Source organism: Streptomyces sp. NPDC051555, assembly GCF_044454405.1.
GTDB lineage: Bacteria > Actinomycetota > Actinomycetes > Streptomycetales > Streptomycetaceae > Streptomyces.
The window spans coordinates 1-9,083 of sequence record NZ_JBITDP010000036.1 but is presented as its reverse complement, the minus strand read 5'-3'; the positions used below and the strand labels follow the sequence as shown (position 1 = coordinate 9,083).

7 protein-coding genes are annotated in these 9,083 nt (G+C 72.8%); all 7 read left to right on the top strand.

What is annotated here, in order from left to right:
• The first annotated feature begins 240 nt into the window (after nucleotides 1-240).
• The 7 genes from ACIBEA_RS39960 to ACIBEA_RS39930 all read left to right on the top strand — a co-directional run bounded on the left by ACIBEA_RS39960 (nucleotide 241) and on the right by ACIBEA_RS39930 (nucleotide 8,948).
• Nucleotides 241-1,980, top strand: a complete 1,740-nt coding sequence (locus ACIBEA_RS39960; RefSeq protein WP_399268587.1) for an amidohydrolase family protein — start codon at nucleotides 241-243, stop codon at nucleotides 1,978-1,980.
• Between the two features lie 68 nt (nucleotides 1,981-2,048).
• Nucleotides 2,049-3,494 (top strand): aldehyde dehydrogenase family protein, encoded by a 1,446-nt coding sequence (locus tag ACIBEA_RS39955; protein WP_399268684.1) that lies wholly within the window; start codon nucleotides 2,049-2,051, stop codon nucleotides 3,492-3,494.
• Nucleotides 3,495-3,746: 252 nt separating this feature from the next.
• Entirely contained in the window at nucleotides 3,747-5,321 is a 1,575-nt protein-coding gene (locus ACIBEA_RS39950) for an APC family permease (protein WP_399268585.1), read from the top strand.
• Between the two features lie 293 nt (nucleotides 5,322-5,614).
• Nucleotides 5,615-5,926, top strand: coding sequence for a hypothetical protein (locus ACIBEA_RS39945; protein ID WP_399268583.1), 312 nt, complete (start codon nucleotides 5,615-5,617; stop codon nucleotides 5,924-5,926).
• Nucleotides 5,927-6,039: 113 nt separating this feature from the next.
• A complete protein-coding gene (locus tag ACIBEA_RS39940) occupies nucleotides 6,040-7,095 on the top strand; it encodes a MerR family transcriptional regulator (RefSeq protein WP_399268682.1) in 1,056 nt (351 codons plus the stop codon).
• 170 nt (nucleotides 7,096-7,265) lie between these two features.
• Nucleotides 7,266-8,327, top strand: a complete 1,062-nt coding sequence (locus ACIBEA_RS39935) for a serine hydrolase domain-containing protein (RefSeq protein WP_399268581.1) — start codon at nucleotides 7,266-7,268, stop codon at nucleotides 8,325-8,327.
• 120 nt (nucleotides 8,328-8,447) lie between these two features.
• Entirely contained in the window at nucleotides 8,448-8,948 is a 501-nt protein-coding gene (locus tag ACIBEA_RS39930) for a carboxymuconolactone decarboxylase family protein (RefSeq protein WP_399268579.1), read from the top strand.
• Nucleotides 8,949-9,083: the final 135 nt, after the last annotated feature.

Genomic DNA, 9,083 nt, shown 5'->3' with positions numbered 1-9,083 from the left:
GTTTGAGGCGCGGGGTCTGGGGCGGAGCCCCAGGAGCCCCGCAGGGGACAACGGCCCTGGCGGGCCGCCCCGGGCTCCGCCCGGCCCCGCGCCTCAAACGCCGGCGAGGCTGCGGGTGCGCCAGTGGGGCCGGGTGTGGGGCCCCGCCCCGGACCCGCGCCTCAAACGCCGGCGAGGCTGGGATGGGCTCCGGACCCCCGGCACACGGCCAGCAGTGCGAACACCAGCGGAAGGGACGTCATGCTCGACCACCTGATCAAGGGCGCCACCGTCGTGGACGGTACGGGCGCCCCCGCCCGCGTGGCGGACGTCGGCATACGCGACGGCCGGATCGCCGTCGTCGCGGAGCCCGGCCGCGTCACCGAGGAGGCCCGGACCAGCGAGGACGCGCACGGCCTCGTCCTGACCCCCGGGTTCATCGACCCGCACACGCACTACGACGCCCAGCTCTTCTGGGACCCGTACGCGACCCCCTCCATGAACCACGGCGTCACCACCGTCGCCGGCGGCAACTGCGGCTTCACCCTGGCCCCCCTGCACCCGGACCGCCCCGAGGACGCCGACTACACGCGCCGGATGATGAGCAAGGTCGAGGGCATGGCCCTCAAAGCCCTGGAGGAGGGCGTCGATTGGAGCTGGTCCAGCTTCGGCGAGTACCTCGCCGCCCTCGACGGCCGGATCGCCGTCAACGCCGGCTTCATGGTCGGCCACTGCGCGCTGCGCCGCCACGTCATGGGCGAGGACGCGGTGGGCGGACAGCCCACGCCCGAGCAGATGCAGCAGATGCTGGACCTGTTCCACGACGCGATGGACGCGGGCGCCTGGGGCCTGTCGACCACCCAGTCCGCCACCCACTCCGACGGTGCGGGCGCCCCCGTCGCCTCCCGGCACGCGCGGCCCGAGGAACTCCTCGCCCTCTCCCGGGCGGTGGCCGAACACGAGGGCACCCAGCTCGAAGCCATCGTCGCGGGCTGCCTGGACCAGTTCGCGGACGACGAGATAGACCTCTTCGTCGAGATGAGCGCCGCCGCCGGGCGGCCGCTGAACTGGAACGTGCTGACCATCGACGCCTCCGTCCCCGAGCGGGTGCCGCGCCAGCTCCTCCCGAGCGAGCGGGCCCGTAAGGCCGGCGGCCGGATCGTCGCGCTGACCATGCCGATCCTGACCCCGATGAACATGTCGCTCGGCACCTTCTGCGCGCTGAACCTGATCCCCGGCTGGGGCGAGGTCCTCGGCCTGCCCGTGCCCGAGCGGATCGCGAAGCTGCGCGACGCGGACGTACGGGCCGAGATGCTGCGCCGCGCCGACAGCAAGGAGGCCGGGGTCTTCCGGCGCCTCGCGGACTTCGGGCGCTACGTCATCGGGGACACCTACACCGAGGAGAACGCCGGGCTCTCGGGCCGCGTGGTCAACGACATCGCGGCCGAGCGCGGCCAGGACCCCTTCCACTGCCTGGTGGAGATCTGCGCGGTGGACGGGCTGCGCACCGTGCTGTGGCCGATGCCGACCGACAACGACCCGGCGAGCTGGGCGCTGCGCCAGGAGACCTGGCAGCACGAGGACGTGCTGCTGGGCGGCTCGGACGCGGGCGCGCACCTGGACCGGATGTGCGGGGCGCCGTACACGACCCGCTTCCTCGGGGACTGCCTGCGCGGGCGCAAGCTGGTGCCGCTGGAGCAGGCGGTACGGATGCTGACGGACGACCCGGCCCAGTTGTTCGGGCTGCGCGAGCGGGGCCGGATCGCCGAGGGCTGGCACGCGGACCTGGTCCTCTTCGACCCGGAGCGGATCGAGGCGGGGCCCGCCACGCTGGTGCACGACCTGCCGGGGGACAGCCCGCGGCTGGACTCGCGGGCGATCGGCGTCGTGTCCGTCCGGGTCAACGGGGTGGAGACGATCCGCGACGACGAAGTGACGGGGGCCGTGCCGGGGATCGTGCTCCGGTCGGGCCGGGACACGAGGACGGTGAACACGCGTTGAGCGAGTCACATGGGGCACACAGGGCGCAGGGGGCGGACGGGGCGCGCGCGGCGCGGGATCCGCAACAGCTGCTGATCAACGGCGAATGGGTGGCGCCCGCGGGCGGCCACTACGAGGTGATCAACCCGGCGGACGAGTCGGTGGTCGGCCTGGCCCCCGAGGCCTCGCGGCAGCAGGTGCACGAGGCGGCCGCCGCGGCCCGCGACGCCTTCGCGAGCTGGTCGCGCACGAAGCCGGAGGAGCGGGCCGCGATCCTGGACCGGGCCGCGGACATCATGCAGCGGGAGTACGAGCCGTGGGCGCGCCTGGCCCAGGCGGAGACCGGAGCCCCCACCGGCATCGCCCGCGGCATGCAGGTCGGGGTCGGGGTGGCCCGCTTCCGGCGGTACGCGAGGGGCGCCCTGGAACCGGTCGAGCGGGGTCTGCCGCCGCAGGTCACCGAGGCCGGCCCGATGGGCGCGGCCAGCGTCCTGGGCGCGCTGGAGATCCGCCAGCCGGTCGGGGTGGTCACCTGCATCACCTCCTACAACAACCCGTGGGCCAACCCGGCGGGCAAGGTGGCCCCCGCGCTGGCGATGGGCAACACGGTCGTGGTCAAGCCCGCTCCGCAGGACCCGCTGTCGGTGTTCAAGATGGCGGCGGCGCTCCAGGAGGCCGGTGCGCCGCCCGGGGTGGTGAACGTGGTCAACGGGACCTCGGTGGAGGTCGGCGAGGCGGCCGTGGACGCGCCGGACGTGGACATGGTGTCCTTCACCGGCTCGACGGGCGTCGGGCAGAAGATCGCGGAGGTCTGCGGCCGGACCATGAAGCGGCAGCTGATGGAGCTCGGCGGCAAGGGCGCGGCGGTCGTCTTCGACGACGCGGACCTCGACGCGGCGGTGCGGGGGATCGGGACGACCTTCTCCTTCTACAGCGGTCAGATCTGCACGGCCCCGACCCGGGTGATCGCCCAGCGTGGGATCCACGACCAGCTCGTCGAGAAGCTGACCGGCTACCTGGGGTTCATGAAGGTCGGCGACCCGGGCGAGCGCGGCACGGTGGTCGGCCCGGTGATCTCCGCGGCGCACCGGGACCGGGTGGAGTCGTACGTCGAGCTGGGCCGCAAGGAAGGGGCGCGGGTCGCGCACGGCGGCGAGCGCCCGGTGGTGGGACCGCACGGAAGGGGCTTCTACGTCGCCCCGACGCTGCTCGTGGACTGCACGAACGACATGCGGGTGGTCCGGGAGGAGATCTTCGGCCCGGTGGTCGTGGTGGTCCCCTTCGACGACGAGGAGGAGGGGATCGCGCTGGCCAACGACAGCGACTTCGGGCTGCTGCACTACGTGTGGTCCGGGGACGTGGCGCGGGCCTTCCGGGTGGCGCGGCGGATGCGTGCGGGCGGGGTCGGCGTGAACACGATCGGCCGCAACATGGAGGCGCCGTTCGGCGGCTTCAAGCGGAGCGGGGTCGGGCGGGACGTGGGCTCGTACGCGCTGCACGCCTACAGCGAGATCCAGTCCATCGTGTGGACTTGATGCACGCTTGGCCAGACTTGACCAAAACTTGGTCGGGAAAGTTTGAAGTCCGGCATATCGGACATGGCTGCGGTTTCCGCATACCGAAAGACGACATCCGGTCCCGCCGAAACGATGATCGGCGGGACCGTGAACCTTTCATTAAGTGATCTACCGGTCTATTGACCTCAGGATTCAAAGGGAATTCCGGGACCTTCGAACCGGACTTATGTCCTCCGGATGTGGAAACCGCACCGTCTAACGTCCCTTCACATGACACAGCTGGACGCTCGGCCTCGGGTCGCAGACACGGTAAGCGGCGCCGCCGGCACGGCGGGCCCGGACGGCGGCGTGCGCGGCAAGGGCCTCGGCAAGGGCTCCGTGGGCCTCCTGGGCAGCGCCGTCATCGGCATCTCCACCGTCGCCCCGGTCTACTGCCTGACCTCCACCCTCGGCTCCACCGCCGGTGAGGTCGGCGTCCAGATGCCCGCCGTGTTCCTGGCCGGGTTCCTGCCGATGCTGCTCGTCGCCTTCGCCTACCGCGAGCTGAACAAGGCGATGCCCGACTGCGGCACCTCCTTCACCTGGACCGTCAAGGCCTTCGGGCCCCGCGTCGGCTGGATGTGCGGCTGGGGCCTGGTGATCGCCACGATCATCGTGCTCTCCAACCTGGCGGGCGTCGCCACCTCCTACTTCTGGCTCCTCGCGGGCGAGATCACCGGCGATCCGGGCATCGCGGCCCTGGACGACAACAAACTCGTCCACATCGCCACCTGCCTCAGCCTGATCGCGGTCGCCACCGCCATCAGCTACCGCGGCATGACCGCCACCAAGGGCATCCAGTACACCCTGGTCGGGCTCCAGCTCGTCGTGCTCGCCGTCTTCGTCGCCATGGCCCTCCAGAAGGCCTCCGCCGGGACCTTCGAGACCGGGCTCGACTTCTCGTGGCAGTGGATGAACCCCTTCGCGGTCGAATCCATGGCCTCCTTCACCGCCGGACTCTCGCTCTCGATCTTCATGTACTGGGGCTGGGACGCCTGCCTGGCCACCAACGAGGAGACCACCGGCTCCGCGAAGACCCCCGGCCGCGCCTCGCTCATCGCGATGGTCGTCCTGGTCGGCTCCTACCTCGCCACCGGCATCGTCGCGCAGATGGCCGTCGGCTCCGGCGACAAGGGCCTCGGCCTCGGCAACCCCGAGACCTCCGGCAACGTCTTCGCCGCCCTCGCCGGCCCGGTCATGGGCCCGGGCCTCGGCGTCCTGCTCTTCATCGCGGTCCTCGCCTCGGCGACGGCCTCCCTCCAGACGACCTTCATCCCCGTCGCCCGCACGGTGCTGGCCATGGCGACCTACGAGGCCCTGCCGCCCGCGTACGCGAAGGTCCACCCGAAGTTCAAGACCCCCGGCCGCGCGACCGTCATGGCGGGCGCGGCGACCGGCACCTTCTACACCGTGATGACGCTGCTCAGCGAGAACGTCCTCACCGACACGATCTTCGCGCTCGGCCTGATGATCTGCTTCTACTACTCCCTGACGGCCTTCGCCTGCGCCTGGTACTTCCGCGGCGAGCTGCGCCGCTCCACCCGCGACCTGCTGTTCAAGGGCGTCTTCCCGGTCGCCGGCGGGCTGCTCCTGGCCACCGTCTTCTGCAAGACCCTGATCGACATGTGGAACCCGTCCTACGGTTCCGGCTCCACGGTCCTCGGCGTCGGCAGCGTCTTCGTCATCGGCGTGGGCCTGCTGCTCCTGGGCCTGATCGTCATGCTGGTCACCGAACGCCGCAGCCCCGCCTTCTTCCGTGGCCACGTCCTGACCAAGGCGACCCCGTCGCTGGTCGTCAACGACTGACCGCATCCCGCCCTTCAAGCCCCGCCGACACCGGCGGGCCCGGTCCGTGCGGGGCCGCGACCGGTTCCGGTTTTTCAAGCCCCGCCGACACCGGCGGGCCCGGTCCGTGCCGGGCCGCGACCGGCTCCGGTTTTTCAAGCCCCGCCGGCGATTGAGGCGCCGCCGGAGGCACGGAACCCGCCACCGGCGGCCCGTCAACGGCACAGTCGACCGGTCCGTCAACGACCGCGGCGCCCCCGGGCGAGCGGGGTGAGCCGGGGTGACCCGCGGGGGCCGGGGTCGTTGGGCGGGGCATGAACGCCATGAAGCGCACCCTCGCCGCCCTGGTCCTCTCCGGCGGCGCCGCCATCGCCCTCACCCCCGGGCTCGCCCAGGCCGCCGACCAGACGACGCCGCAGGGCCCGCCGATCACCGCGCGGCTCGGCGAGATCGTCGACAACCCGAGCGGGGCCGTCAAGGACGCGAAGACCGCCGTCGGCGTGGCCGCCGGCGCCGCCAAGACCTCCGCCCGCGCCACCGACAGCTCCCTCGCGGGCACCGGCACCGCCCTGGAGACCGGCCTGCCGAAGACCCCGACGGTCGGCGCCGCCCCCGCGGGCCACTGACCCGCCGACCCCGCCGACCCCGCCGACCCCGCCGACCGCGCTGACGCACCGGCGCCCGCAGACTTGACCCTCGACCTGGTGGAGGTCGCACAGTCAGGGGCGTGGAGAACGACATGCGCGACATGCGCGAGGTGCGCGTCATGCGCAGCATCGGCGAGATGGCGCGGGACAGCGGCCTGGGCGTGAGCGCCCTGCGGTTCTACGACCGTGCGGGCGTCCTGATGCCCGCACGGGTCGACCCGACGACCGGATACCGCTGGTACGGGCCCGAGCAACTCGACGAGGCACGCGTCCTGGCCCGGCTGCGCCGGGCCGGGATGCCCCTGGCGGACATCCGGCTCGTCCTCGCGGGCTGGTCCGGCGCGGACACCGGGCTGGTGCCGAGCCTGCTGGACGGCCATCTGCGCCGCCTGGAGCGCGGCCTCACCGAGGCGCGCGCGGAGTTCTCCACGATACGAGCGCTACTCGCACCCAAGGGGATCTCCGTGACCACCACCGCCCGCCTGACCATGCCCGCCGCCGCACTCGCGGCCGCACTCGACGCCGTCCGCTTCGCCGTCGGCAGCGACCCCGAGCTCCCGCTGCTCGGCGGGGTCCTCTTCGACATCGAGGGCCGCGACCTGCACGTCGTGGCCACCGACCGCTACCGGATGGCCGTCGCCCGCACCGCCACCACCGGCCACGACGGCGAACGGGTCCAGGTGACCGTGCCCACCCCGCTCGTCGACGCGATGCGCGCCCTGCTGACCGACGGCGACGCCCCGGCCCGCCTCACCGTGGCGGGCGACCGGGTGGAACTGGAGACCCAGGGGCGCGAGGCCGCGGGCCAGGGCCTCGGCGAGGACTTCCCCGACTACCGGCGCCTGACCCGGCTGCCCGAGGGCCGCCGGATCCCCCTCGACGTCCCGGCCCTGCGCAGGGCGCTCGCCGACCACGCCGAGGACGTGTGCACCCTCGTCCTGACGGCGGACGCGGTGACCGTCGGCGGCGACGACGAGCCGACCGGCGAGCGGGTGGGGGTCAACCCCGGCTACCTCCTGGAGGCCCTCGCCGCCGACGAACTCCTCCTGGAGTACATCGGCCCCAAGGCCCCCCTCGTCGTCCTGCGCCCCACCACCGAGGACACCGACACCTTCTCCCTCCTGATGCCGGTCAGCCTCGACGCCTGACGCGTGACGCGTGACGCCTGACCCCTGAGGTGGGCCAGGAGGGGTCTCGGGGTCGCGGTAGGGGGATCACCCATGGGCAACACAGCTCCCGACCAGCAGAGTTGGCGTCGCAGAAGACATCCGCAACGCCTCGACGCCGCAACGTCTCAACGCCTCTCCGGGAGCACTCCATGCGCAGGTTCCGCCAGCTGGCCGTCGCCGGCCTCGTCCTCGCCGCCGTCACCGCGGGAGCGGCCGCCCCCGCGGCCACGGCGGCCCCGGCGCCGAGGGAGGCCCCCGCCGCCGCGCCCGCCTACGACCCCGCGGCGGTGGCGGACCTGCTGGGCCGGCTCCCGGACGACGTCACCGCGGGCGGCCTCGTCCGGGTGGCGGGCGCGGGGCTGCGCACGCCGTGGACCGGTACCGCCGCAGGGGTCGCCGCCGACGCGCGCTTCCCGATCGGGAGCGTCAGCAAGACCTTCACGGCCGCCGTGGTCCTCCAACTCGTCGCCGAACACCGCATCGGCCTCGACGAGCCCGTACGCCGCCACCTCCCCGAGCTGCTCCCCGCCGCGTACGCGGCCGTCACCGTCCGCCAACTCCTGGACCACACCAGCGACTTCCCGATGGCGGCCCAGGTGCCGGGTGACCCGCGCACCCTGGTCGCCGCCTCCTTCGCCGCCGACACCCACACCCCGGCCCCCGGCGCCGAGCAGCAGTACAACGGCCTGAACTACTTCGTCCTCGGCCTCCTCGTCGAGCGCGTCACCGGCCGCACCTACGCGGAGGAACTCCAGCGCCGCGTCCTGCGCCCCCTGGGCCTGCGCGACACGGGCCTCTCCACCGACCCGCAGGTGGCCCGCTTCTGGGCCGAGGGCGGCCTCGTCTCCACCGCGGCGGACCTCGACCGCTTCCAGACGGCCCTGCTGCGCGGCCGCCTCCTGCCCCCGGCCCAACAGGCGGCCCTCTTCGAGGTCCCGGCCGTCCCGGGTGCCAGGACCAACACCTGCCTCACCCCCGCCGCGTGCTTCAGCGCGGGCGGCCTGATGAAGGTCGACCTGCCGGGCGGCGTCACCGTCTGGGGCAAGACGGGCTCCAGCGGGACTGGCTGGACGAGCGGCATGTTCGCCACGAAGGACCTGCACCGCCACCTCGTCTACGCCCTCAACCCCCGGCCCGAAGCGCCCGGCGCGCTCCAGCGCAAGCGCGTCGTGGACCTCGTGACAGCGGGCTTCTCGAACGAGACGGCCTAGCCGCGGAACCGGTCGGGAGATTTCTCCGCAGGTCTGTCACATCCGTCCGTCGAGATCCGTCAGAGGTGTGTAGACGACGAGAGGGGCGGCGCAGCCGCCACCGTGAAGAGGGGAACCGCCATGGAAGCGAAGATCGATGTGGAGCAGACCGTGGGCTCGCGGATGTCCGACCCGACCGAGCTGATCCCGGAGCTGGCGACCATCGCCGGCGCGCTCTTCAAGGCGACGGGCAACCGCTCGGTGCCACGCTCCACGATCGGACTGATCCAGCTGCGGGCGGGCCAGATCGTCGGAAACACCTACCTGACGGTCATGCACTCGACCCTGCTGCGCAAGGCGGGCGAGTCCGAGGACCGCATCACGGCCGTCGCGTCCTGGAGGGACGCGCCGCTCTTCACCCCGGCCGAGCGGGTGGCCCTGGAGCTGGTCGAGGCGGTCATCCTGCCGAACGCCCAGGGCGAGCGCGTCTCCGACGAGCTCTACGCCCGAGCGGCCGACCAGTACGACCCCAAGGCGCTCGCCACCCTCACGATGGCGATCGGCCAGGTCAACTTCTTCTCCGCCCTGGCCCTGATCGGCAAGCCCCTGGCAGGCAAGTCGCCGACGCAGCAGTGGACCTGAGGGAACGCGGCTCCGCCGCGGTTGGCGGGGCTTTGGGGCGTCCGGGGTCGGGGTGGGCGTGGCTTCGCCGTGGTGGGCGCGGCTTCGCCGCGTTTGGCGGGTGCTTCGGGGTGGGCGGGGTCGGTGGGGTTCCGG

Bases quoted from the DNA above. Each gene is read 5' to 3' on its own strand.
- ACIBEA_RS39960 (WP_399268587.1), top strand. From the start codon at position 241: ATGCTCGACCACCTGATCAAGGGCGCCACCGTCGTGGACGGTACGGGC.
- ACIBEA_RS39950 (WP_399268585.1), top strand. From the start codon at position 3,747: ATGACACAGCTGGACGCTCGGCCTCGGGTCGCAGACACGGTAAGCGGC.
- ACIBEA_RS39945 (WP_399268583.1), top strand. From the start codon at position 5,615: ATGAACGCCATGAAGCGCACCCTCGCCGCCCTGGTCCTCTCCGGCGGC.
- ACIBEA_RS39940 (WP_399268682.1), top strand. From the start codon at position 6,040: ATGCGCGACATGCGCGAGGTGCGCGTCATGCGCAGCATCGGCGAGATG.
- ACIBEA_RS39935 (WP_399268581.1), top strand. From the start codon at position 7,266: ATGCGCAGGTTCCGCCAGCTGGCCGTCGCCGGCCTCGTCCTCGCCGCC.
- ACIBEA_RS39930 (WP_399268579.1), top strand. From the start codon at position 8,448: ATGGAAGCGAAGATCGATGTGGAGCAGACCGTGGGCTCGCGGATGTCC.